Below are 22,763 nucleotides of genomic sequence, written 5' to 3'. Positions count from 1 at the left end.
TGCCTTCATATTCCGATGTGAGCGTCCTGCTCATCCTCTTCAAAAAGGGGGGCGAGCTACAGGAGTTATACTAAATTGGCAGACAAATCGTAGTAAGATATAAGGGTAGAGACTGCGGCGACGCTGCTTTAAGTCCCCTCATCGCTACCCCGATCCCTTCACTTCCTAATCACTATCCGTCAGATGTTCATTTCCGTCTCATCTAACTACTCTCCTATTAAGGTCTTCGAGGTCAACCTCAAGTCTCCCCTCTCTGGTGAGGTAGAGACCCTCGAGCTCGTCCTGTACTCTCTTACTGTCGAGACGTGGCTCTCTCGCAATGTGCGCAAGAAGCCCACGGCTGCCTACCGCGTCAAGGCCACGGGCGAGGATATCGCTGCGGCTCACTGGACCGATGAGATGGAGGCTTTCTATAAGGAATGCGCCGCTACCTGCACCCCCGTGCCCGGAGCTGGTACGCGTCTCACAGTGGGGGGTAAGGCTATGGTTACGCTGGCTGTCCTCTTCGTTCTCCTTACAGCCTTCGCCATCATCAAGGAGCTTACGTATGATAGCTGGGAGAAGGCTTCCGCTACGGAAGAGGTGACAAAGCCCCCCGTCAAGGGTGATGAATATCATATCGGTCTGCCTATCGTGACCTACAAGCCTGATGGTAAGCCTGCTTCGAGTGGTGTCAATATCAACTGGTGCCGTATCATTGGTGTGGAGCCTGATGGCGCCTTCCGCCTGCAGGCTACCGAGCCTCTTGGTCCGGGAGAGCAGTTCGACGGCCCCTTCGCTAAGGAGATCAGTGCCGATGGCACGTTCACGGCAGTCTTCCGTATGGAGCCCGGGAAGTCCTCATCAGACTATCCCAGCATCTACTTCCAGTCTACAGGCTCGGGTGAGCGTCTCGAAGTCTTCTATTATGGTAAGTTAGATAACTCCAAGCGTCCGGCTAAGTAATCCCCACGTCTTTCAATTCATAAATCCCTATAAGCAATGAGCAACGACAACGACAACAAGTTCATCTCCCGTAATATGTACACGGGTTCTGGTAGCCGTAAGCCTATTACCGGTGCTATCCTCTCCGCTGTCTGCGGTCTTATCGTTATTGGTTTCGGTATCTTCCGCTTTGTCACTATGACAGCTACCTACGACGCAGGGGGGACGGTCTCCGTCAACCGCTACGAGCACCTCGTCTATAAGATCGGTGGCTTCCCTGGTATCCTCATCACCTATATCCTCATCGGTATCGCTGTCATCTACTACGCTTACAGCGACTACAAGAAGAAGACTGAGGCCAATCCTAAGGACGATCAGCAGTAGTCCTCTCGTAGCCTGACGTGCTACGCTAAGACATCGCCCCGCCCCATCTACCGCTCTTGCGGTCGGTGGGGCGGGGCACTTGTATAGGGGTGAGCTGTTGCCTCAGCGCGTATAGTCGAGGTGTGCTTCGGGGCGAGGGTACGATGAGAAACCCCTCCCCTCGGCATTTTCTCCTAACTTTGTAGGAGAGCATATTATAGGCTGGCAGTAGCTCCCCTTTGGGCCTCGCCAGCGAGACTTCAATAGATAGTATGAGACGAGTAGACTCTTCGGCTGCGCTCTTTGAGCGCGCCTCGCAGTATATCCCCGGCGGGGTCAATAGCCCCGTGCGTGCCTTCCGCTCGGTAGGCCTCACCCCCCTCTATATCGATCACGGCAAGGGCGCCCACGTCTTTGACGTCGATGGGAATGAATACATCGACTACATCAGCTCCTGGGGGCCCCTGCTCCTCGGGCACGCTTACCCTCCCATCCAGGAGGCTATCCGCCGTGAGCTGGAGAAGGGTACGAGCTACGGGGCTTGTAATGCCCGTGAGGTCGAGATGGCAGAGCTTATTTGCACGAAGTTCTTCCCCTCGGTAGAGCGTGTGCGCATGGTGAACTCGGGGACGGAGGCGACGATGAGTGCCGTCCGTCTGGCACGTGGCTTCACGGGTCGTGACAAGATCATCAAGTTCGAGGGCTGCTACCACGGCCATGCCGATACCTTCCTCATCTCGGCGGGCTCGGGGCTGGCTACCTTTGGTCAGACATCGAGTGCTGGTGTGACGAAGCACATCATCGAGGACACGCTGGTCGCTACCTACAATGATATCGAGAGCGTGCGCCGCACCCTCGAGGCGCATCGTGGTGAGGTCGCTGCTATCATCCTCGAGCCGATCATGGGCAATATGGGGCTCATCCCTCCCGCACCAGGCTTCCTCGAGGAGCTGCGCCGTGTGACGGAGGAAGAGGGCGTACTGCTCATCTTCGACGAAGTCATCAGCGGCTTCCGTGCTGCCCGTGGTGGTGCGCAGGAGCTCTATGGTATTCGTCCTGATCTCACCTGCCTCGGGAAGATCATCGGTGGTGGGCTCCCCGTCGGGGCCTTCGGTGGTCGTGCCGACATTATGGATCGCTTGGCGCCGCTCGGCGACGTCTATCAGGCAGGGACGCTCTCGGGCAATCCGCTCGCTCTGGCAGCAGGTATCACGATGCTCCAGACGCTCGCCGAGCCTGACTTCTATACCCGTCTTGAGGAGAAGGGGCAGGCCTTCGAGGCAACGATCCGTCCTATCCTCGACCGCTACACCGACCGCCTCTCGTACAACCGTGTGGGCTCACTCTCGACGATCTTCTTCACACCCGGTGGCGTGCACTCGAATGCCGATGCTAAGCGCTCCGACACGGAGGCTTATGCCCGCTACTTCCGTGGTATGATCGAGCGTGGGATCTACCTGCCCCCCTCACAGTTTGAGTGTATCTTCCTCTCGATGGCCCACAGCCGTGAGGACTTCGACCGCACCGCTACCGCTATGGATGAGGTGCTCCGTGAGGTCTTAGGCTAACGGCTCTCCCGCCTATTCATCCCTATCTATCCCTATGCAATACCTACAGCTGACTATCAGCTACCACTACGATAGCGCCGCCACGTCTCTTCGTGATGAAGACCTTAGCGACTGGCTTATCGCCGAGCTGGAGCCCTTGGGCTTCGATAGCTTTGAGCAAGATGCCTACGAGCTGAAGGCCTTCATCCCTACGGAGCAGTACGACGCCGCAGCGACCTGCGAGCTCCTCGATGGCTTCCCCGTCGCAGGCTTCTCCTATACGCTTACGGCGGAGGAGCTGCCCGACATCAACTGGAATGAGGAGTGGGAGAAGAATTACTTCCAGCCCATCCTCCTCGGTGATGGCGCGTGCCTAATCCGTGCCCCCTTCCATGACCCACGTCCCGAGGTGCCTCTGGAGATCATCATCAACCCCAAGATGGCCTTCGGTACGGGCAATCACGAGACGACCTCCCTCGTCGGGGAATGGATCCTCTCGCACGACGTCTCGGGACAGCGTGTCCTCGATATGGGCTGCGGTACGGGTATCCTCGGCCTTATCGCTCTCAAGCGTGGCGCGCGTCACCTCACGGCTATCGATATCGACCCTTGGGCCTATGCCAATGTGCAGGAGAATGCCGCACTCTCAGGCGTCACCATCGACGAGATGCTCTGCGGAGATGCAGCCCTACTCGAGGGACGCGAAGGCTACGACCTCATCTTGGCAAACATCACGCGCAATATCCTGCTCGAGGATATGCCCCGCTACCGCGAGGTGATGCTCCCTGGCGCACGTCTCATCCTCAGCGGCTTCTACGAGGAGGATATACCGCTCCTGCGTGCCCGAGGCGAAGAGCTTGGCCTCACCTTCGTCAGCAGCGAAGTGCGTCAGCGCTGGAGCCGTGTCGAGCTGCTCCTCCCCGCTTAGCCCACGAAAGACGAACATTCACACCCTACATTATGATACATAAGAACCTCTTTGGCGCCCTCGCCTTGACCGCGCTCACGCTCACCGCGCCCGTGGCAGCGAAGGCCGCTCCACAGCACAACCGCCCCCGCATCGTCGTCACGATGATGGTCGACCAGATGACGTGGGACTACCTCTACCGCTATCAGGCTCGCTTCGTCGAGGGTGGCTTCAAGCGCCTCCTCACGCAGGGCTTCAACTGCGAGAATACCCGCATCAACTACATCCCCGCCTATACCGCTATCGGCCACAGCTCCGTCCACACGGGTAGTGTCCCCTCAATCCACGGTATCGCAGGGAATGACTTCTTCAAGGATGGCAGCCCCATCTACTGCACGCAGGACACGACGGTAAGCTCGGTCGGTGTACCCAACGGCGTCAGCGGGCAGATGTCTCCCCGCAACCTCCTCACTACAACTATCTCCGATGAGCTGCGCATCGCTACGAACTTCCGCTCGAAGACCATCGGTGTCGCTATCAAGGACCGCGCCTCCATCCTCCCCGCAGGCCACACGGCTAACGGTGCCTACTGGCTGGATGACAAGACGGGCAACTTCATCACCAGCACCTACTATATGCAGGACCTGCCCGAGTGGGTGAAGAAGTTCAACGCTCGTGGTCGTGTCGCTGAGCTCCTCAAGGACGGCTGGAACACGCTCTATCCTATCAATACCTATCGTGAGAGCACGGCCGACGCTGTGCCCTATGAGCAGCCCTGGGATAAGGACGGCAAGTTCCCCGCTACGCTCCCTCTCAACACCGCTGAGCTGGCGAAGATCAAGGGCCCTGGTGTCATCCGCACCACGCCTATGGGGAATACGCTGACCTTCGAGATGGCTAAGGCCGCTATTGAAGGGGAAAGCCTCGGCTCGCGTGCTGACGAGACGGACTTCCTCGCTATGAGCCATTCGGCTACCGACTATGTGGGGCACCGCTATGGTACCTTCGCTGTCGAGACCGAGGATACCTACCTCCGTCTGGATAAGGATCTCGCCGACTTCTTCGGCTACCTCGATGGGCGCTTCGGTCGTGACGGCTACCTCTTCATCCTCACTGCCGACCACGCTGCTGCGCACAACCTCACCTTCGACCGTGACCACAAGATCCCCGGGCAGGCCTTCCGCAGTGATCTGGCTCGTCGTATAGCCGACTCCGCAGCCTGTGCTTACATCGGACGTGATGCACAGGTCGTCCGCGGGTATATGAACTATCAGGTCTTCTTCCGTCAGGACCTCATCGACTCGCTTGGCGTCAACCGCCACGGCCTCTATCAGGCGATCTGCAAGGCCCTCAAGGATAAGCTCCCTGGTGTAGCCTACGCTGTGCCTGCCGAAGAAGTGGCTATGGCTGCGATCCCCGATGCGATCAAGACGCGTATCATCAACGGCTACCGCAAGGGGCGCAGTGGTGATATCTTCATCGTACCCGATCCAGGGTGGTACTCGAAGTCAGGTACTTCGCTGCCGCAGGGTACGACACACGGCGTGTGGTCTCCCTACGACACGCACATCCCCCTCATCTTCATGGGGCATGGCGTCCGCGCAGGCCATCTCTATCGTGAGACGTATATCACGGATATCGCCGCTACGCTGGCAGCTCTCCTGAAGACGCAGTACCCCTCGGGTTGCATCGGTCATCCTATCACCGAAGCCTTCGCACCCGCCGCGACTTCGGCTGCCCCCGCTGCTACCACGACGCGCCGCAGATAGCCTCTTTCCTCCGGAATAACCACCTTACATCCGCGCCCGATACCCACCGAGGTATCGGGCGCGGATGCTTTGTATAGGGGTGCTGATAGACTTTCTCTATGGAGGTGGAAAGTCCGTAGAGCTATATTGAGCTATCTTTGCACTCCATATCTCTATTTATCACAAATGAACAGGAAAGATTACGAAATCATGGCCCCCGTGGGCTCCTATGAGTCGCTCATGGCAGCTATCAATGCGGGTGCTGACTCCATATACTTCGGTATCGAAGGCCTCAATATGCGCTCGAAGAGTGCGAATAACTTCACCACCGAAGACCTCTATAAGATCGCGGCGATCTGCCGTGAGCATGACGTCAAGAGCTATCTTACCGTCAATACCATCATCTACGACGAAGATCTTGAGCTCATGCGCAAGGTCATCGACTCGGCGAAGGATGCCGACGTCTCGGCTATCATCGCTGCCGACGTCGCCCCTATGCTCTACGCGCGTAGTATCGGTGTCGAAGTCCACCTCTCCACCCAGCTCAATATCACCAACGTCGAGGCGCTGCGCTTCTACGCGCAGTTCGCTGACGTCGTGGTCTTGGCACGTGAGCTGAATATGGATCAGGTCGCTGCCATCCATAAGGCGATTATCGAGGAGCCCATCGTCGGCCCTGCTGGCGAGCCCATCCGTATCGAGATGTTCGCCCACGGCGCCCTCTGTATGGCCGTCTCGGGTAAGTGCTACCTCAGCCTGCACGAGCAGGGTAAGAGTGCTAACCGCGGCTCTTGCTCGCAGATCTGCCGCCGCTCCTACGAGGTCAAGGACAAGGAGACGGGCATCGAGCTGGAGATCGACAACCAGTACATCATGTCGCCCAAGGATCTGAAGACGATCCACTTCCTCAATAAGATGCTTGATGCTGGTGTACGCGTCCTCAAGATCGAGGGCCGTGCGCGTGGCCCCGAGTACGTCGATACCGTCGTGCGTGCTTACCGTGAGGCCGTCGACACCTATTGCGCGGGGAACTTCACCACGGACAATGTCGAGAAGTGGGACAACCACCTCGGGCAGGTCTTCAACCGCGGCTTCTGGGACGGCTATTATCTCGGTCAGCGCCTCGGCGAATGGACGTCGAGCTACGGCTCTTCGGCTACGAAGCAGAAGGTCTACGTCGCTAAGACGACGAAGTACTTCGGTAAGGTCGGTGTCGGGGAGTTCGCCGTCGAGAGTGGCGAGCTGAAGGTCGGTGATGAGATCATCATCACGGGGCCGACGACGGGGCTTGTGCGCTTTGTCGTCGAGGAGATCCGCGTGGACATGGAGCCTGTAGAGAAGGCCGTCAAGGGTCAGCTCTGCTCGATCGCTGTCCCCGAGAAGGTGCGCCCAGGCGACCGCCTCTATCTCTTCACCGATCGTAAGGTGATGCAGTAGTTGCTACCCATTGCTTCATCTCCCGCCCCTTTATCTGGCGGGCTAATGACACATCCCCTACGGAGTAGCTCCGTGGGGGATGTGTCGTATATGTGGTAGGGTAGTGGCGGTGGGGCTGATGTGCTCTCTGCGGGGGAGCGATGTGAACCTATATTGGTCGCTGGGCTGACCTATATAGCTCCGTGTGACGACCAATATAGGTCAGCCCAGCGACCAATATAGGTCGGGGCAATGACCAATAGTCATTCGGCTTTAGAGCAGTATTCATCCGTATGCGAACGAGTTGTTGTTTGCACCTTGACTTACCGAGCTTCATCCGCGAAGCCTATAGAAATAAAGGAGTCGCATAGCACAGGGGTAGGGGAGTGGCACGGCTATCTGACGGGCTTTCTCGATAGGGGAAAGTAACCAGTACTGGTCGCACGACGAACCAGTACTGGTCACCATAGTCAACTCGTACTGGTCACTCGCGTGACCAGTACTGCTCGCTTCACTGACCAGTACTGGTTGCTTTTTGCCCCCTCAAAGGTGCTTATATCTCAGTGTCTTGCAAGGGACGATTTTTCTCCCCGCTTCGGGTACTTCACCCGTCCGGCATCCTTTGCTACCCGATCTACACGAATTATCTTCCACGTTGCCGTAATGCCGTGAACTGCGCGCCACATCGCTCGGGAAGCGTATTCGAGTAGCTTATACATATATAGGTAAGGGTGATGAATTTGCTCAGGGTGTTTGGTGGATAAATAATTTGTTATACCTTTGCACTCGCAACTGAATGCTGCTCATGTGGTAGGCGGTTGACATTGGGAGGCCCATTCGTCTATCGGTTAGGACGCAAGATTTTCATTCTTGAAAGGGGGGTTCGATTCCCCCATGGGCTACGATAACAACAAAAAGAAAAGATACAAATGGCAAATCATAAGTCATCCATCAAGAGAATCCGTCAGACCAACGCTCGTCGTCTGCACAACCGCTACTACGCCAAGACGGCTCGTAACGCTGTGCGTCGCTTCCGTGCGCTGACCGATGCTGCTGAAGCTCGCGCAGCTCTGCCCCAGCTCAGCTCGATGCTCGACCGCCTCGCTGGCAAGAAGATCATCCACAAGAACAAGGCTGCAAACCTCAAGAGCAAGCTCGCTAAGCAGATTGCACGCCTCGGCTAAGAGTAGCCACTCTCCCCATCTGCTGTCAAGCACCTCTCTCCGAGAAGATGTGAGACAGAATTCAGGCGGCCCCTTCGTCTATCGGTTAGGACGCAAGATTTTCATTCTTGAAAGGGGGGTTCGATTCCCCCAGGGGCTACCAAGCAAGAAGCACCGACATCCTCCTCGTGAGGTATGTCGGTGCTTCGCTTTTATAGGCTCGCTATATGAAGAGGACTGGTCAAGAGTCCCTTTTGTAATAGCCTGCTCTATATGACGATGCCCCCTCCATCTCTACTGATGGAGGGGGCATTGCTATAGGGGGGCGTGGGATTTACTGCTGTGTGATCTTGCCCGTCAGGCGCGTGGCGGAGCGACTTGTCTGCCCCTCTGTGAGGGGGGCGTAGATGAAGGCGGTGACTTGCTGGGCCTTGAGGTCTACGATATGTGCGACGACTTCGCCGCTCGCCTCCTGCCAGGTGGCGAAGGTACGCCCATCGCCGAGGGCTTCGTAGTTGGGCTCTTCCTTCGTCTGCTCAGAGGTCTTGCCGTCGGGAGAGCTGGTCTGCCAGATGAGCGTGTCTTGCCCGTAGGTCACGATCGCCTGCATCTGCCCGTAGTCGATATGGAGCGTTCGTCCGATGAGGGGGAGGCTGTCGGTAGCAGAGGTCTGCTCCTGGGGGGCTATCGTGCCCTTGCTGCCTTTGCCGCAGCTGGTGAGCAGAGCGGGGATCATAATGCTTGCGATGATGAGTGATTTTGTCATTGCTTGTGATGTGTTACGATCTGTACTCTTGCGATGAATGAGAGAGGGGAGCCTCCCTTGAGAGTAAAGTAAAGATAGGTGATTGCTGTTCGAGGCTCATTCCAAGAGGGATTAGATGCTTTGAGAGAAGCAGGTAGGGAAGTGCTCCGAGGGAAATTCCGTATCTTTGTAGAAGCTCTATGCCCTATCAGCGGCGGGGCTACTACGGCGCCCCCTCGGGGGAGCCGCATCAAAAAGTATAATCGATAGACGAATGAAATCAAGACGAATATTGTATATCTCGCAGGAGATCTTCCCTTACCTCCCCGAATCCGATATCGCGACGACGGCACGTCAGCTGCCGCAGGGGATTCAGGAGCTGGGTAATGATATCCGCATCTTCATGCCCCGCTTCGGTGTCATCAACGAGCGCCGCAATCAGCTGCATGAAGTCATCCGCCTCTCGGGGATCAACATGATCATCAATAACAATGACCATCCACTGATCATCAAGGTCGCTTCACTGCCGACCGCCCGCCTGCAGGTATACTTCATTGACAACGATGATTTCTTCAAGCGTAAGACCGTCTTCGACGTCGACCCCAAGGTGGGCAACGACAACGACGAGCGCTCGATCTTCTTCGTGCGTGGTGCCCTCGAAGCCATCAAGAAGCTCCGCTGGATCCCCGACATCATCCACTGCCACGGTACCTTCACCGCGCTGGGTATGCTCTATCTGAAGAAGTACTACCACGATGACCCTTGCCTGAAGAAGGCCAAGATCATCTACTCACTCTACGATGAGCCCGCTCCCGTAGAGATCCCCGACACGCTCTTCGAGTGCCTGAAGTTCGACAAGATCAAGCCCGCAGCTCTCTCCGTACTCGATGGCAAGACCGACTACGAGGCACTGAACCGCCTGGCCATCCACTACGCCAACGGGGTCGTACAGGGTAGTGCCGAGATCTCGCCCAGCCTCAAGCAGTACATCGACGAGAGTGGGGTGAACTTCCTCCCCTATACTCCTGTCGAAGGGTGCGCCGAGGTGTATAATGAATTCTATAAGAAGATCCTCCCATGATGAAGCTTGCTTCAGCTCTATATGTAGGCCTCCTCTCGCTGGGCCTTGTGACGCTCTCCTCCTCCTGCGCCGAGGACAACCTCTCGGGTATCGGTGAGAGCATCCAGCCTAACCGCGACAAGGTCACCGGGCTTGCGACGACGATCACCTTCGACGCCACCACGGTAGCCACCCCTACACTCTATACCGATGGTACGACTTCGCTCCTCGGTACGCTCATCGACGAGACGGGCTCGACCATCACGGGTGAGTTCATCAAGCAGATCCGTACTGCCGAAGGGGTTGCCTTCGAGGAGGCTGACAATGCCCAGCTAACCATTGACTCGGTCTACTTCCGTATCTATTCGGACCGCACCGAGGGGAATGCAGATGCCCAGATCAAGGTCAACGTCTACAAGCTCGCTCAGCCCGTCACCACGGCTGGTACCTCGAGCCAGACGCTCGGCCAGTACCGCACGGGCGCGACGCTCTTGGGCTCTGCCACCATCCAGCCCAGCGCTGGGACGCTCATCCAGCAGAACTCCACGATGCGCTACTTCACCATCCCTCTGGATGTGAGCCTCGGGAAGCACTTCCTCGATGCGACGCGCTCGTCGACGCTGAAGAGTGCCTTCAACTCGCAGTCGCGCTTTGACCGCGAGATCTTCCCTGGCTTCTACGTAGCACCTGTCACGGGTCGTGGCTTCCTCCTCGAGGTCACGGAGGTCGCTCTCATGATCCACTACAGTGTGCCCAACAAGGAGAAGCCCGCCGAGCGCGTGAAGTACGTGAAGACCTTCGTCGATACGAAGCTTACCTCACGCCTGAATGCCCTGAGCAGTGGCGACATCTCGAGCCTCACGGCTCCGTCTACGGAGTATAGCTATGTCAAGGGCCCCGCTGGCGTGACGACGAAGTACACGCTCTCGGTGAGCGAGCTGCAGAAGCTCCTCGCTTCCGCGCCTAAGCCCACCACGACGCCTGTGCCCAGCGACTTCATCGGCCGCGCTTGGATGCTCGCTGATGCGAACTTCTCCATCAAGGTCAATAGCCCTGAAGGGCAGCGCACGAACCAGCCCGACTACCTCCTGCTCCTCCCCTCAGACAAGGTGACGGAGTTCTTCTCGGCCGATGTGCAGGCCGTCCAGTCGGGTAAGTCGTACCTCTCGAAGAAGTACGCCGCCAGCGACAAGGCGTATAAGTTCAACAACATCGCCCGCATCGTCACGGAGCATCTGGCAAAGTACGCCACCTACTCCGCCGCTACGGGCTGGACGATCTCCACGCCACTGGAGCTGAGCCTCGTACCCGTATCGGTGACGTCATCGCGCTCCAACGGCCCTGCAAGCATCGCTGAGCTCATCCGTCCGAGCTTCCTCCGCCTCTCGAAGGCTACCACGGACCTTCAGGTGAGCTTCGTGAGCGTACAGCTCCAGCAGCAGTAAACCCCTATCTGACGCCCACAGAGAACAGGCCTCGTCACCCCGAGAACCCCCTGCTCTCTGTGGGCGTCACTCTATACACTACCTAAGCACATATACGACTACGTCTATGCAGTCCTCCATCAAGCTCCGCCTGACGGTGATGAACTTCCTCCAGTTTGCAGTCTGGGGGGCCTACCTTACTTCTATGGGGCGCTACCTCGGTACCGCAGGCTTCGGCTCCGAGATCGGGAACTTCTACGCCATGCAAGGTCTCGTGTCGCTCTTCATGCCTGCTCTCATGGGTATCGTCGCAGACCGCTGGATCCCAGCACAGCGCCTCTTAGGGGTCTGCCATATGTTGGCAGGGATGCTGATGCTCGGCGTCTTCCTCTACACGCAGACCGACACGCCCTCTTATCCCACCCTCTTTGCGCTCTACTCGCTGAGTGTCGCCTTCTACATGCCGACGCTGGCACTGAGCAACTCCGTCGCCTACACCTCGCTTGACCAAGCGGGGCTGGATCTGGTGAAGAGCTTCCCTCCGATCCGTGTCTTCGGTACGGTGGGCTTCATCTGCACGATGATCGCGGTGAGCCTGCTCGGTCTCGAGGCTACGAGTGGGCAGTTCGCTGTCTCGGCTATCATCAGCCTCGTCCTCGCGCTCTACGCGCAGACGCTACCCAACTGCCCCACGGCTCCCAAGGGGCAGAGCAAGAGCCTCGTCGAAGCCCTCGGCCTACGTGCCTTCGTGCTCTTCAAGCAGCGTAAGATGGCGCTCTTCTTCATCTTCTCGATGCTCCTCGGCGTCAGCCTGCAGATCACCAATGGCTTTGCTAACCCCTTCATCAGCACCTTCGGCGAGATCCCTGCTTACGCTGATACCTTCGGCGTGAAGCACGCGAATATCCTCATCTCCCTCTCGCAGCTCTCCGAGACGCTCTGCATCCTGCTCATACCTTTTGCGCTGCGTCGCTTCGGTATCCGCCGTGTGATGCTCATCGCTATGGTGGCGTGGGTCCTGCGCTTTGCCCTCCTCGGTCTTGGTAACCCAGGTAGCGGCGTATGGCTCTTCCTGCTGAGTATGATCGTCTACGGGGTGGCCTTCGACTTCTTCAATGTGTCGGGCTCGCTCTTCGTGGATAAGGAGACTGACCCCTCGATTCGCTCCAGTGCGCAGGGGCTCTTCATGATCATGACCAATGGTATCGGTGCGACGCTTGGCTCGCTCGGTGCGCAGGCGGTGATCAATCGCTTCGTCTACTCTCAGAGTGAGGCGACGGCGATCCTCTCGGGCTGGAGCATGAGCTGGTATATCTTCGCTGGCTATGCTGCTGTCGTAGCCGTGCTCTTCGCGCTGCTCTTCCGCTACAATACCGCCACCGAGGCGAAGTAGTGCACTCGTCCCCGTCCCTTATCCCTCTTGTAGCCTCACTGAGCCGATGAATATCGCCTTCGATGCCAAGCGCATTACTCACAATGCTACCGGCCTCGGGAACTACAGCCGCTTCGTGCTCGATACGCTCACGGAGTTCCGCCCAGAGAACCGCTATCTGCTCTTCTCGCCCTCCACGGGTGACCCCTCGCTCTACAAGCGCTTGCTGTCCAATCGCTCGGTGCGGCTCATCACGCCCCATCGTGCACTGGCCTTCGCAGGGGGCAATCTCTGGCGCAACTTCTCCGTGGCCTCGCGCTGTCGTACGGAGCAGGTCGACCTCTTCCACGGGCTGACCAATGAGCTTCCCATCGGGCTGTACAATGCCCAGCGCATAGGTACGGTCGTCACCATGCACGACTTGGCCTTCATCCGCTACCCGCAGTTCTACAAGCCCATTGACCGCCTGCTCTACCGCAAGAAGTACGGCGCCTCAGCCCGTCATGCCGACCACGTCATCACCGTGAGCGACCAGACGCGCCGTGATGTCATCGATATCTTCGGCATCGAGGAGGAGCGTGTGACGACCGTCTATCAGGGATGCTCCGAAGCCTTCGCGGCGGTGACGCCCGAGGATGTCGTAGTGGCTCGTCAGGCACTGAACCTCCCCGAGCGCTATATCCTCTTCGTCGGGAGTATCGAGGAGCGTAAGAACCTCGCCCTCATCGTCGAGGCACTCGCTCAGCTTCAGGATAAGGACATCCACCTCGTGGCGGTCGGTCGTAAGACGCCCTATGTGAATACCGTCGTCGACAGCGCCCGCCGCTTGGGCGTCCTCTCCCGCCTGCATCTCATGCACGGCGTCGGCTCGGCGATGCTCCCTGGTATCTATGCCGGGGCGAAGGTCTTCGTCTACCCCTCGCGCTTCGAGGGCTTTGGTATCCCGCTCATCGAAGCTCTGAATGCCGGTGTGCCCGTCATCGGTGCTACGGGCTCTTGTCTGGAGGAAGCTGGTGGCCCCAGCAGCCTCTACACCGATCCCAGTGACGCCACGATGCTCGCCAGCATGATCGACCGCGTCCTCATCGACATCTCCCTGCGTCAGAAGATGATCACCGATGGCCGTGAGTACGTAGAGCGCTTCACGCCGAAGCGCCTGGCTCGGGATCTCTCTGCCGTGTATGAGAACGTCCTCCTCACCTACGAATAACCCCTTACCCCACTCAATGAAATACCTCATCGTAGGCCTCGGCAATATCGGGGCTGAATACGATATGACCCGCCACAATATCGGCTTCCGTGTAGCCGACGCTATCGCTGCCCGTCTGGCTGTGCGCTTCGAGACGAAGCGCTACGGCGATGTCGCTATGGGTCGTGCTAAGAGCGCACAGATCGTCCTGCTCAAGCCCTCTACCTATATGAACCTCAGTGGCGAAGCTGTCCGCTACTGGATGAGCACGGAGAAGATCCCCATCGAGCGCGTGCTGGTCATCGTCGATGACCTCGCTCTGCCCTTCGGTGCGCTCCGCCTCAAGGGCAAGGGAAGTGACGCGGGTCACAATGGGCTGAAGAATATCGCCCAGCTCCTCGGCTCGCAGTCCTATGCCCGTCTGCGCTTCGGTATCGGGAATGACTTCCCACAGGGCGCACAAATAAACTACGTCCTCGGGCGTTTCTCCCCAGAGGAAGAGGTACAGATGCCCGAGCGTCTGGAGACCTTCGTCAACGCCTCCATCGCCTTCTGCCTGGAGGGGATCGCCTCCACGATGAACCGATTCAACGCTAAGTAATCGCCCCCGTCGTCCAACTATTCATCACCTAAATACAACCTCTTACTCATGAAGCAAGTCATTGCCACCACCAAGGCACCAGCCGCTATCGGCCCTTACAGTCAGGCTATCCTCGTCGGAGATATGCTCTTCGCATCCGGTCAGCTCGGTATTGATCCCGCTACGGGCGAGTTCCCCGAAGGCGTCACCGCTCAGACCGAGCAGGTCTTCCGCAATATCCATGCGATCCTCGCTGAAGCTGGCTTCACCATCGATCAGGTCGTCAAGACTACGTGCTTCCTCGCTGATATGGGCGACTTCGCTGCTATGAACGCCGTCTATGAGAAGCAGTTCACGGGCACCTTCCCCGCGCGCTCTGCCGTCGCTGTGAAGACGCTGCCTAAGAACGGTCTCGTAGAGATCGAGATCATCGCACACCGCGGCTAAGCCACTGCGGCAAGGTTCACCCACCACACATCAGCCCCACGGCTTCCCTCACGAAGGGAGGCCGTGGGGCTTCTCTTTTCACTCCTCCCTGCGCGCCCTCTGAATGTGACTGTTGCCTTAGAATCCTGTCCTCTATTTAGTATGCAAAGGTATCGTACGCCCAGCTCCCCGATACGCCTCGCCGTAGTGATACGCAAGGCCTTCGCTTTATTGCGCGTATTCCTCTTATCCAGCGGAGGGAAAAGTGTCCTTCTCGAGAGGGAAAAAGCGCCTTCACGTAGTGCTTTTCCTCTGTCTACGCACGTAGTCTTAAAGACCAGACACGTCAGTCCAAATATCCACGTACGAAGCTATTAGATCCACGTACGTAGCCCAAACTTATCTGCCACTTGTCCACAACTTTTATCCCTGCGCGGAGCAACAACCTGATATAGGTCACTTCACAAAGCTATATAGCTTTCTTCGCCATCCAATATAGGTCGATACCACCCCCTCGTAGTGTGGAGGGGCAAAGGGTCGGGGTGAAGGTGAATATACCTCCCTGATGAGCGGGATTAGCGGGGCAAGCCGTACCTTTGTGACACGAAGGAGTACCAGCCTGCTCCTGCTATGCGTCTATCTATTACTAAGGAGATATTCAGTATCTTCGTGTACTTCGCTCGGGGCAATGAATCCCCGCTGATGATCAGAAAAGAAACTAACACAACAGGAAATATGGGTGCCAAGAAAATGAAGCTGACCTCAGCTTCGCATAGTGACTTCATGCTGGAAGCCTTGAGACAAATAGCTCCATCCGCCTTCACCGAAGTGCGTGATGAGCATGGTGAGCTGACACACAAGGTCGACTTTGAAGCCTTGAAAGAGTTACTCGGAGACAATATCAGCAATAGCAATGCGGAGCGCTTTGGCTTCTACTGGGTCGGTAAGCAGGACGCAAAGCGTGCGGCGGATGAGCCTACACGCAAGACGCTGCGCCCCATCGTGGAGGGTAGTGTGGACTGGGACAATACGCAGAACCTCTATATCGAGGGTGATAACCTCGAGGTTCTCAAGCTTCTTCGGAACTCCTATATGGGCAAGGTCAAGATGATCTACATTGATCCCCCATATAACACAGGGAAGGACTTCATCTACCGCGACAACTTTACAATGAATCAAGATGAGTATGGCAGGTTCGCTAGTGATGTCAATGCAGAAGGCAATCGCCTGCATGCTAATGAAAAGACCCATGCACGCTATCATTCTGATTGGTGCTCGATGCTGTATAGTCGCTTGAAGGTAGCACACTCACTTCTTTCTCAAGATGGAGTTATCTTCATCTCCATTGACGACAATGAGGTGCATCATCTCCGTATGATCTGTGATGAGGTCTTCGGAGCAAGTAACTTCGTCGGGACATTTAACTGGGTAAAAACGGAAACGCCAGAAAATTTATCGAAGAAGTGTAGGCAAATGGTTGAATATGTACTCTGTTATCAAAAACAGATGCTCTCGCAAACTAGATTTAATGGAGTATCAAAGAGCTCAAAGAGTTCAAATGGCCTGTTAAATCAATCTAATGCAGTGGGAGTTCTTACTTTTCCTGGAGGTAAGGTGTTAACATCTATGCAGGATCAAGTATTGAAGGCTGGCTCATATGGAACAGGAAAATATGTGATTGAGCTTCTGCAGGATGTAGAGGTTAAAGATGGTGTGTTTGTTTCCGATTTCTCTCTGAAGGCAAAGTTTAAATGGAGCCAGTTATATCTTGACCAATCTCTTAAGGAGGGGGTTATTATTCGAATTCCGAGAAATACCCTTAGTCCTTCATATGAAAAACCAGAGTATGCCCCAGAGGTGCCAACTAACCTCATTAATGCTAAGGTGGGTGTAGAGACAAATGAGAATGCAGGGGAGTATCAGCTTAAGCTATTTGACAAGAAAGTATTTAGCTTCCCAAAGCCTTGTAGCCTTATTCAGTATCTATTGAATTTCATCAAGCCAGAAGAAGAATTCATTGTTTTAGACTTCTTCTCTGGGTCTGGGACAACTGCCGAGGCTGTAATGAATATGAATAAGGAGCATATCGGAGGAAAGGCTAAGTTTATTCTCGTTCAAATTGCAGAGGATTTCGAGCAGACCCCAAAACGGGAGATAAGTAAGGCGCAGAAAGAGATAATTGATAATGCTGTTGCCTTGCTCAAGAGCTTAGACAAGCCTTTCAATATCTGCGAGCTTGCAAAGGAGCGTATTCGTAGAGCTGGTGATGAGATTCGGAAGGAACATCCCGAGGTTGATACGGGCTTCCGTGTGCTTCGTGTTGATACGTCGAATATGAAGGAGGTGTACTTTGATCCAGCCACGCTGGAGAAAGATCAGCTCTTCGCAGATAGCGTGAAGAAAGGCCGCAGCGATCTGGATTTGCTCTTTGGATGTATGTTAGACTTGGGAATAGAGCTGAGTGTCCCCCTTCGCCAAAAGGAGGTGACAGGCAAACGCTTACACATCGTGAATGAAGGGGCTTTGGTTGCTTGCTTCGACGTGGGCATTGACCTCGAGGTGATTTGTGCGATAGCTGAGCTGAATCCCTTACGTGTGCTCTTCCGTGAATCGTGCTTTGCGGCCGATGAAGATAAGCTCAACATCTATGAGCAGTTCAAGCAACGCTGTGGCTGGAGTACGGAGGAGAGTCGTCGTCGTATCCATATCATATAGGGGGCTATGAAACTACAGTTCAAGCATCAGGGGTTTCAAATAGAGGCAGCTAAAGCCGTGGTAGATGTCTTCAAAGGACAGCCACGCCAAGGTCTTCTGAGCTACATTCAGGGAGAGCGCGAGGGAGAATTGCCTATGGAGCAATATGGCTTCTGTAATCAGGAGCTTTTCCTCCAGGATCAAGCCTTACTACAGAATATCCGTGCCGTGCAAGCGCGACACGGACTTCAGTTGATCCATGCCGTGCAACGTGATGAGCATGGTACCTTACCTCTGAGTATTGAGATGGAGACAGGTACGGGGAAGACCTATACCTATATCAAGACGATGTACGAGCTACACAAACACTACGGATGGACAAAGTTTGTCATCGTGGTGCCCAGTGTAGCCATTCGTGAAGGTGTCATCAAGAGCCTTGATACGATGTCAGATCACTTCGCGACGGAGTACAGTGAGCGTATGCAGTACTTCGTCTATGATAGCTCCCGCTTAGTGGATATTAATCAGTTTGTATCGGATCCGAAGCTCCAAGTAATGGTCATCAATATGCAGGCCTTCAACGCTACGGATGATAAGGCTCGACGTATCTCAATGCAATTAGAATCGTTCGGTTGGCAGCGCCCAATTGAGGTGCTTGCGGCAGCACGACCCATCCTGATTATTGACGAGCCTCAGAGTGTCCTTGGAGCAGATAAGCAGAATAAGACACGTGAAGGGCTGAAGCAATTCAATCCACTCTTCTACCTCCTATATAGCGCGACGCACCGCCCCGAAGATGTCTACAACCAGGTGTATCGTCTTGATGCGATTGATGCCTACGATAAGCGTCTGGTCAAGAAGATCGAGGTAATCGGGGTACATCAAGTGGGTACAACAGGCACCACGGGGTATCTCTATCTTGATGAGATCATACCCCCTAAGAATAATGGAGCTCCGCGTGCACGCATCGTCTATGAAAAGAAGCAAAAGGATGGAATAGGTTTTTCCAGATGTCTTATCGATAAAGGAGGTGACATCTATGAAAAGAGCGGAGGACTGGAGGCTTACCATAATGGCTATCGCATTGATGATATTGATGTAGCTGGAGGCTTCATTCGACTAAGTAGCGGTAGAAAACTTGCTGTGGGGTGCACCACAGGAGGGGTCACTAACCGGATTCGTCGTGAACAGATTCGTCAAACCATCCGGACACACTTTGAGCGTGAGAGGCAGCTCTATCGACAGGGTATTAAGGTCTTGAGTCTCTTCTTTATAGATGCGGTAGATAAGTACCGCATCTATGATAGAAGTGGCATGGTAAAAAAGGGAAGCTGGGCGAACATATTTGAAGACGAATACCAAAAGGAGCTACTTGCGCTACGAAAGGAGCTTGACCCCGCAAAAGACAAAGATTACCTTGCCTATCTTGATGAACTTGATAGGAAGTGGAAGGAGGAAAATAAGGCGCCACATAATGGCTACTTCTCGCAAGATGCAAGAGGAAAGACAAAGTCTCAATCTGGAGCTGATACAGAGGATGGCTCTGATGCTTATCAGCTCATCATGCGTGATAAGGAGCGTCTCCTCTCTTTTGAAGAACCTGTACGTTTTATCTTCTCCCACTCTGCGCTCAAGGAAGGCTGGGATAATCCAAACGTCTTCCAAATATGTACGCTTAAGCATAGTAACAGCACCACCAAGAAGCATCAAGAGGTTGGTCGAGGAATGCGTCTGTGTGTCGATCAAAACGGTGTGCGCCAAGATAGTGATCTCTTAGGCGATGCTGTGCATGATACCAACATCCTCACAGTTATCGCCAGTGAGAGTTACCAAGCCTTTTCTGAAGCCCTGCAGAAGGAGATTATCAATGGTACTTCACGCCCTACACAGGTGGATGAGGATCTATTTATAGATAAGACTATTGATGATGGTAATGGAAGTCGCGTGTTTAATGAACAGGATGCCTCAGGGCTCATCTGGGAGCTTATTAATGCTGGCTACATAAGTAAGCTAAAGCTACTTACTGCTAAATACTTCAAGGATAAGGAGGCAAAGCCTGTACCATATCCCTTGACTCCTTCATTGATACAGGTGCTTGACCGAGTGGTTGATCCTACGAAGGTTAAGATTGAAGATGCTCAAACGAAAAGGACGGCTAAATTCTGCAAAGCGCGCTTTAATAAGTTCGAAGCGCTGTGGGATCTGATCAAAGAGAAGACCTACTATCAGGTGGAGCTTGATACACCGCAGCTGATAAAGAATGCAATTGAGGCACTGGATACTGAGTTGTCAGTCTCTACAGTCCAGATTGCGGTGACCTCAAAGTATAGGAGTACGTCTAGCTTGGTACCTTCTTCACCTTCTTCTACTCTACAGTATGACCTTATTGGTGAGTTGGTGCGACGTACAAGACTCAAGCGCCAGACCATTGCTGAAATCCTACGAGGTATCAAGCCTGCTACCTTCAAGCTGTACAGTCAAAGTCCAGAGGAGTTCATCATCAAGGCTGGCGACATTATTGATGGGAGGAAGATTAGTGCCGTCACTAAGGGTATTACCTATCGTGCGATGACGCCGAAATCCCAGATATATAGCCAGGCGATCTTTGAGGATCAAGAGCTTCGAGGAAGTATAGGTATTGATGCATTAGAAAGCGAGAAGGCTCTCTATGACCTTATCGTCGTGGATAGTTTAGGGACAGAGATGGAGTTCGCCAAGGAGCTGGAGAAGCATGAAGAGGTCGAGGTGTACACCAAGCTCCCACGTAGCTTCTATATCAATACCCCTGCAGGAAGATATAATCCTGACTGGGCTATTGTCTTCCGAGAGGAAAAGGGAAAGGGAAAGGAAACGGTGAACCACGTCTATTTCGTCGCTGAGACTAAGGGCTCTGAGAGTATGCTCCAGCTAAGAGAAATCGAGAGGATCAAGATCGAGTGTGCACGTAAGCACTTTGATGCGATCTCAGGAGGTAAACTCAAGTTTGATGTCGTGACGAGCTATGCCTCCCTACGTGATAAGGCTAAGAAGAAGTGAGTGCATCTGTGAGCGAGCGGGATTAGCGGGGCAAGCCGTACCTTTGTGGCAAATAGAAATAGATCTACTCGTCGCACGATGCGCTCACGAATCCTTTACCTCCTCCGCTTCGCCCTCGTGGTGCTGCTGAGCTTCCTTGTCCTCAAGGGCTGCTTCCTGCTGCTCGTCCCAGCCGAAGGGGCGCTGAGTATGGGGGACATCTTCGCTGTACTCTATTATGGGCTGAGCTTGGACTTCTCCGTGCTGGGCTACCTGCTCGTCATACCCCTCTTGACGACGGCAGTGAGCTGCTTCTTCCGCGCCTTCCCCGCCCGTCGCGCCCTCCGACCTTATCACATCCTCACGGCTGCCCTCATCAGCATCGTGGGCATCACCGATGTGCGGCTCTATCCCTTCTGGGGCTTCAAGCTCGATGCTTCGATCTTCCTCTATCTGGACCAGCCAGGCGAAGCCTTCGCAAGTGTCAGCCTTCCCTTCATCCTGCTCTCGATCCTTCTTGTGCTCGTCATCGGCCTATCCGTTGGCTTCGCCCTCGACCGCACGACGGAGGTGCGCTGGCCCCAGCTTCGCCGTGGCGGACTCTACGCCCTGCCCTTCGTCCTCCTCTTAGGCCCGACCTTCCTCATGATCCGTGGGGGCGTGAGTCAAGCGACAGCCAATGTCGGGCAGGTCTACTTCAGTGATCGCCAGTACCTCAATCATGCTGCCGTCAATCCGCTCTTCAGCCTCTTCTCCTCGCTCGGGAAGGCCGAGGACTATGATGCCGAGTATAATGCCTTCGATGAGAAGACGCTCGGTGAGCTGACCAAAGACCTCTTCCCCGCCGAGTCCCTTGAGGGCGATACGCTGCTGACGACCCGCAGACCGAATATCGTCCTGCTGATCCTCGAGAGCTACGGCGCACGCTATACGGGTGTATTGGGCGAGAAGCCCGAGGTCAGCCCGCACTTTGATAGCTTGGCTCGTGAGGGTGTCCTCTTCTCGCGCTGCTATGCCAATAGCTACCGCACCGACCGCGGGCTCATCTCGATCCTCAGTGGCTACACGAGCTTCCCCACGCACTCGGTGATGAAGCTCCCTGTGAAGAGCCGTACCCTGCCCTCCATCGCGGGGAGTCTGCGTGAGGCGGGCTATGCGACGAGCTTCCTCTACGGGGGCGATGCGAACTTCACCGGTATGAAGGGCTACCTCCTCGGATCGGGCTATCAGCAGGTCACCGACGATCACACGCTCCCTCGTAGCCTCCCGCGGACGAACTGGGGTGTGCCTGATGGCCCTGCCTTCGACGTCCTCTATGATGAGATCGTCCGTATGCCTTCGGATCGCCCGTGGTACAAGACGATGCTCACGCTCAGCAGTCACGAGCCCTTCGACGTGCCGTACAAGCGCCTGTCTTCGCCCGTGTCGAATGCCTTTGCCTACCTTGATGAGTCGCTGGGACGCTTCGTTGCTCGTCTCAAGGCGACCCCGCAGTGGAAGGACCTCCTCATCATTTGTGTAGCAGATCACGGCTATTCGGAGCTCGGCTCGGACGACCGCAATAGCACGGCTGTGCACCACATCCCGCTGCTCTGGATCGGTGGTGCCGTGCGCTCGCCCCGTGTCGTCGATGCGCTGATGACGCAGTCCGACCTCTCGGCGACGCTCCTGGCGCAGCTCGGACTCAGCTACCGCTCGTTCACCTTCGCCCGCAATGTCCTTGCGCCGAACTATACCCATCCCTTCGCCTACTACACGTTCAATGATGGCTTCGGCTTTGTCGACAGCACGGGCGTCACGGTGATGGACAATGTCAGCGGCCGTGGCATCGAGGTGACTCCCGCGCCCTCGGAGTACCGCACCGCCCTTGGCCGTGCGCTCCTCCAGCTGACGCACGACGACCTCGCCCGTAGGTAGCACTTCGCATCAGATATAAAGCAGCCCGCCCCCGTCCAACATAAGTGGACGGGGGCGGGCTGCGCTTTGTGGGGCTGGGCTTACTTCTTCTTGCGCTCGCGCCAGCTCTTGATGATGGGGTAGAAGACCGTGACGCCCGAGAAGGCGAGCATGAGGATCGTCAAGCCATCGAGGCGCAGGCCAGAGGAGATGATCCAGATGACCAGCGCCAGCCAGAGGATGGTGATGACGACCATCTGCGTCGGGGTCAGGGGGCGACGGTAGGCCATAGCG

General features: G+C 55.5%; 18 protein-coding genes and 2 tRNA genes. 18 read left to right on the top strand and 2 right to left on the bottom strand.

Features of this window, described 5'->3' with window-relative positions; genetic code table 11:
- The first annotated feature begins 183 nt into the window (after nt 1–183).
- The 9 genes from KO088_RS02700 (at nt 184) to KO088_RS02660 (ending at nt 8,231) form a co-directional block, all read left to right on the top strand.
- Entirely contained in the window at nt 184–945 is a 762-nt protein-coding gene (locus KO088_RS02700) for a hypothetical protein (protein ID WP_215493406.1), read from the top strand.
- 36 nt (nt 946–981) lie between these two features.
- Entirely contained in the window at nt 982–1,308 is a 327-nt protein-coding gene (locus tag KO088_RS02695) for a hypothetical protein (protein ID WP_215493404.1), read from the top strand.
- 251 nt (nt 1,309–1,559) lie between these two features.
- Nucleotides 1,560–2,855, top strand: a complete 1,296-nt coding sequence (gene hemL, locus KO088_RS02690) for a glutamate-1-semialdehyde 2,1-aminomutase (protein WP_188807932.1) — start codon at nt 1,560–1,562, stop codon at nt 2,853–2,855.
- Between the two features lie 34 nt (nt 2,856–2,889).
- Entirely contained in the window at nt 2,890–3,762 is an 873-nt protein-coding gene (gene prmA / locus KO088_RS02685; RefSeq protein ID WP_215493402.1) for a 50S ribosomal protein L11 methyltransferase, read from the top strand.
- A gap of 32 nt (nt 3,763–3,794) precedes the next feature.
- Nucleotides 3,795–5,510: an alkaline phosphatase PafA gene (pafA, locus tag KO088_RS02680; protein WP_215493400.1), complete on the top strand. Its 1,716-nt coding sequence runs from the start codon at nt 3,795–3,797 to the stop codon at nt 5,508–5,510.
- A 165-nt stretch (nt 5,511–5,675) separates the two neighbouring features.
- Nucleotides 5,676–6,926 (top strand): U32 family peptidase, encoded by a 1,251-nt coding sequence (locus tag KO088_RS02675; RefSeq protein WP_215493399.1) that lies wholly within the window; start codon nt 5,676–5,678, stop codon nt 6,924–6,926.
- 809 nt (nt 6,927–7,735) lie between these two features.
- Nucleotides 7,736–7,807: transfer RNA gene (locus KO088_RS02670), tRNA-Glu, on the top strand.
- A 27-nt stretch (nt 7,808–7,834) separates the two neighbouring features.
- Nucleotides 7,835–8,089, top strand: coding sequence for a 30S ribosomal protein S20 (gene rpsT, locus KO088_RS02665; RefSeq protein WP_009432837.1), 255 nt, complete (start codon nt 7,835–7,837; stop codon nt 8,087–8,089).
- A gap of 67 nt (nt 8,090–8,156) precedes the next feature.
- Nucleotides 8,157–8,231, top strand: a tRNA-Glu gene (locus KO088_RS02660).
- Nucleotides 8,232–8,402: 171 nt separating this feature from the next.
- On the opposite strand, the gene KO088_RS02655 is transcribed toward KO088_RS02660, so the two are convergent.
- Complete coding sequence (locus KO088_RS02655; RefSeq protein ID WP_215493397.1) at nt 8,403–8,834, bottom strand: MoaF-related domain-containing protein; 432 nt, start codon at nt 8,832–8,834, stop codon at nt 8,403–8,405.
- A 253-nt stretch (nt 8,835–9,087) separates the two neighbouring features.
- On the opposite strand from KO088_RS02655, the gene KO088_RS02650 reads away from it, so the two are divergent.
- The 9 genes from KO088_RS02650 (at nt 9,088) to KO088_RS02610 (ending at nt 22,490) form a co-directional block, all read left to right on the top strand.
- Nucleotides 9,088–9,894 (top strand): glycogen/starch synthase, encoded by an 807-nt coding sequence (locus KO088_RS02650; protein ID WP_060935659.1) that lies wholly within the window; start codon nt 9,088–9,090, stop codon nt 9,892–9,894.
- Nucleotides 9,891–11,318 carry a DUF4270 family protein gene (locus KO088_RS02645; protein ID WP_215493396.1) on the top strand — a complete coding sequence of 476 codons (1,428 nt, stop codon included), beginning with the start codon at nt 9,891–9,893 and terminating at the stop codon, nt 11,316–11,318. The genes KO088_RS02650 and KO088_RS02645 overlap by 4 nt, the downstream gene beginning before the upstream one ends.
- Nucleotides 11,319–11,424: 106 nt before the next feature.
- Nucleotides 11,425–12,690 carry an MFS transporter gene (locus KO088_RS02640; RefSeq protein ID WP_215493395.1) on the top strand — a complete coding sequence of 422 codons (1,266 nt, stop codon included), beginning with the start codon at nt 11,425–11,427 and terminating at the stop codon, nt 12,688–12,690.
- Between the two features lie 46 nt (nt 12,691–12,736).
- Nucleotides 12,737–13,879 carry a glycosyltransferase family 4 protein gene (locus KO088_RS02635; protein WP_009432832.1) on the top strand — a complete coding sequence of 381 codons (1,143 nt, stop codon included), beginning with the start codon at nt 12,737–12,739 and terminating at the stop codon, nt 13,877–13,879.
- Nucleotides 13,880–13,895: 16 nt separating this feature from the next.
- Nucleotides 13,896–14,459, top strand: a complete 564-nt coding sequence (gene pth, locus KO088_RS02630) for an aminoacyl-tRNA hydrolase (protein ID WP_215493394.1) — start codon at nt 13,896–13,898, stop codon at nt 14,457–14,459.
- 48 nt (nt 14,460–14,507) lie between these two features.
- On the top strand, nt 14,508–14,885 hold the full coding sequence (locus KO088_RS02625) for a RidA family protein (RefSeq protein ID WP_060935655.1): 378 nt from the start codon (nt 14,508–14,510) through the stop codon (nt 14,883–14,885).
- Between the two features lie 681 nt (nt 14,886–15,566).
- Nucleotides 15,567–17,579 (top strand): site-specific DNA-methyltransferase, encoded by a 2,013-nt coding sequence (locus KO088_RS02620; RefSeq protein ID WP_251419755.1) that lies wholly within the window; start codon nt 15,567–15,569, stop codon nt 17,577–17,579.
- A 6-nt stretch (nt 17,580–17,585) separates the two neighbouring features.
- On the top strand, nt 17,586–20,594 hold the full coding sequence (locus KO088_RS02615) for a restriction endonuclease (RefSeq protein ID WP_215493393.1): 3,009 nt from the start codon (nt 17,586–17,588) through the stop codon (nt 20,592–20,594).
- 78 nt (nt 20,595–20,672) lie between these two features.
- Nucleotides 20,673–22,490, top strand: coding sequence for an LTA synthase family protein (locus KO088_RS02610; RefSeq protein ID WP_215493392.1), 1,818 nt, complete (start codon nt 20,673–20,675; stop codon nt 22,488–22,490).
- An 80-nt stretch (nt 22,491–22,570) separates the two neighbouring features.
- Here KO088_RS02610 and KO088_RS02605 read toward each other — a convergent pair whose 3' ends face one another.
- Nucleotides 22,571–22,759, bottom strand: coding sequence for a hypothetical protein (locus KO088_RS02605; RefSeq protein ID WP_060935653.1), 189 nt, complete (start codon nt 22,757–22,759; stop codon nt 22,571–22,573).
- Between the last annotated feature and the right edge of the window lie 4 nt (nt 22,760–22,763).

It is taken from the genome of Porphyromonas bobii (genome assembly GCF_943169685.1).
GTDB lineage: Bacteria > Bacteroidota > Bacteroidia > Bacteroidales > Porphyromonadaceae > Porphyromonas > Porphyromonas pasteri.
Note: the sequence above shows the minus strand (reverse complement) of the source record. Positions and strands in the feature narration are given on the sequence as shown.

Excerpts from the sequence above, each read along its gene's own strand:
- KO088_RS02650 (WP_060935659.1), top strand. The coding sequence starts at position 9,088 with ATGAAATCAAGACGAATATTGTATATCTCGCAGGAGATCTTCCCTTAC.
- KO088_RS02615 (WP_215493393.1), top strand. The coding sequence starts at position 17,586 with ATGAAACTACAGTTCAAGCATCAGGGGTTTCAAATAGAGGCAGCTAAA.
- pth (WP_215493394.1), top strand. The coding sequence starts at position 13,896 with ATGAAATACCTCATCGTAGGCCTCGGCAATATCGGGGCTGAATACGAT.
- hemL (WP_188807932.1), top strand. The coding sequence starts at position 1,560 with ATGAGACGAGTAGACTCTTCGGCTGCGCTCTTTGAGCGCGCCTCGCAG.
- KO088_RS02625 (WP_060935655.1), top strand. The coding sequence starts at position 14,508 with ATGAAGCAAGTCATTGCCACCACCAAGGCACCAGCCGCTATCGGCCCT.
- pafA (WP_215493400.1), top strand. The coding sequence starts at position 3,795 with ATGATACATAAGAACCTCTTTGGCGCCCTCGCCTTGACCGCGCTCACG.
- KO088_RS02655 (WP_215493397.1), bottom strand. The coding sequence starts at position 8,834 with ATGACAAAATCACTCATCATCGCAAGCATTATGATCCCCGCTCTGCTC.
- rpsT (WP_009432837.1), top strand. The coding sequence starts at position 7,835 with ATGGCAAATCATAAGTCATCCATCAAGAGAATCCGTCAGACCAACGCT.
- KO088_RS02700 (WP_215493406.1), top strand. The coding sequence starts at position 184 with ATGTTCATTTCCGTCTCATCTAACTACTCTCCTATTAAGGTCTTCGAG.
- KO088_RS02605 (WP_060935653.1), bottom strand. The coding sequence starts at position 22,759 with ATGGCCTACCGTCGCCCCCTGACCCCGACGCAGATGGTCGTCATCACC.
- KO088_RS02695 (WP_215493404.1), top strand. The coding sequence starts at position 982 with ATGAGCAACGACAACGACAACAAGTTCATCTCCCGTAATATGTACACG.
- KO088_RS02675 (WP_215493399.1), top strand. The coding sequence starts at position 5,676 with ATGAACAGGAAAGATTACGAAATCATGGCCCCCGTGGGCTCCTATGAG.
- prmA (WP_215493402.1), top strand. The coding sequence starts at position 2,890 with ATGCAATACCTACAGCTGACTATCAGCTACCACTACGATAGCGCCGCC.
- KO088_RS02640 (WP_215493395.1), top strand. The coding sequence starts at position 11,425 with ATGCAGTCCTCCATCAAGCTCCGCCTGACGGTGATGAACTTCCTCCAG.
- KO088_RS02610 (WP_215493392.1), top strand. The coding sequence starts at position 20,673 with ATGCGCTCACGAATCCTTTACCTCCTCCGCTTCGCCCTCGTGGTGCTG.
- KO088_RS02645 (WP_215493396.1), top strand. The coding sequence starts at position 9,891 with ATGATGAAGCTTGCTTCAGCTCTATATGTAGGCCTCCTCTCGCTGGGC.
- KO088_RS02620 (WP_251419755.1), top strand. The coding sequence starts at position 15,567 with ATGATCAGAAAAGAAACTAACACAACAGGAAATATGGGTGCCAAGAAA.
- KO088_RS02635 (WP_009432832.1), top strand. The coding sequence starts at position 12,737 with ATGAATATCGCCTTCGATGCCAAGCGCATTACTCACAATGCTACCGGC.